At 61.0% G+C, this 731-nt stretch carries 1 protein-coding gene and 1 pseudogene; one reads left to right on the forward strand and one right to left on the reverse strand.

Annotation, left to right across the window (positions count from 1 at the left end; genetic code table 11):
• On the forward strand, positions 1 to 489 hold a 489-nt coding region (locus AC0L2V_RS32210; protein WP_473522190.1), incomplete at its 5' end, for a TIM barrel protein.
• Between the two features lie 14 nt (positions 490 to 503).
• On the opposite strand, the pseudogene AC0L2V_RS32215 reads toward AC0L2V_RS32210, so the two are convergent.
• Positions 504 to 731: pseudogene (locus AC0L2V_RS32215) on the reverse strand (LysR family transcriptional regulator); the annotation flags it as partial.

Here is a 731-nt window from a genome sequence, read left to right on the forward strand (position 1 = left end):
GGCTCCTGGCCCGCCAATGGCGAGCGCCGGGGCGATCTCCGCTTTGCCTTGAAGGCGCTCAAGCCGATCCTCCAGTCGCGCGGCCTGATCGGTCTCATCGAGCCGCTGGGCTTCCAGACCTGCTCGCTTCGATCGAAGAACGAAGCGGCTAAGGCCATTGCCGCCATTGATGGCCAGTCCGTCTTCCGCCTCGTGCACGACACATTTCATCACACGCTCGCCGGGGAGCCATTCTTCTCCTGCGAACTGACTGGTCTCGTGCACATTTCAAGCGTGAACGATCCAATCCACTGGATTTACCCGGATCGCGTCCTGGCAGGTTCCGACAATGGCAGCCAGATCCAGGCGCTGCTTGATGGCGGTTATGAGGGCCCCTTCTCATTCGCACCGTTTGTCGACGCAGCCCACCCGCTGGACGATCTCGCAGGCGCACTTGCCGCGAGTATCGATCTCGTCCGACAAGGGCTATTGACGCGAATGGCGGCGTGAGACGCGGGAGTAAGTCAGGGGTGCCCGCGACCCTTTTTGGCGTCTCGCGGAGAAGCCATTCGAGACGCCTCCTGTAACAATATCTCTCGCATCCAGATGCTTGCCGCATCGCCGTTGTGAAGGGCGGGCCATTGGACGGCCTCGGTAAATGCGGGAAGCGGCAGCGGAAGTTCGATGATCCGCAGCGGGAAGGTTTTCTTGAAATGCTCAACCAGCCGGAAGGGCATGGTCGCTATACGAGC

Source organism: Mesorhizobium sp. WSM4814 (assembly GCF_055811595.1).